Genomic DNA, 463 nt, shown 5'->3' with positions numbered 1-463 from the left:
GGGGAGCAGGCGGCGGCGAAGTTCCAAGAGGGGAAGAGAGAGAAGAGAAAGAGAGGTCCTCCTCGTCTCCGCCAAGATGGGTATCTCTCGAGACTCCATGCACAAGAGACGCGCAACGGGAGGGAAGAAGAAGGCCTGGAGGAAGAAGAGGAAGTATGAGTTGGGCCGGCAGCCGGCAAATACAAAGCTTTCTAGCAACAAGACTGTCAGAAGGGTTCGTGTTCGTGGAGGAAATGTGAAGTGGAGGGCCCTCCGTCTGGATACTGGCAATTACTCTTGGGGGAGTGAGGCTGTGACCCGAAAGACTCGTATCCTTGATGTCGTGTACAATGCCTCGAATAATGAACTTGTGAGGACACAGACCCTGGTGAAAAGTGCCATTGTCCAGGTTGATGCTGCCCCCTTCAAGCAATGGTACCTCCAGCACTATGGTGTTGAGATTGGTAGGAAGAAGAAGGCCCCG

The 463-nt window shown here is 53.8% G+C and carries 1 protein-coding gene; it reads left to right on the top strand.

The window, feature by feature from the left end:
* Window positions 1–463: 30S ribosomal protein S8e (locus FWJ25_RS20885; RefSeq protein WP_149601895.1), on the top strand; the 463-nt coding region annotated here is incomplete at both ends.

Source organism: Marinobacter salinexigens, assembly GCF_008370345.1.
GTDB lineage: Bacteria > Pseudomonadota > Gammaproteobacteria > Pseudomonadales > Oleiphilaceae > Marinobacter > Marinobacter salinexigens.
The sequence above is the reverse complement of the archived record's forward strand: the minus strand, read 5'-3'. Positions and strand labels throughout refer to the sequence as shown.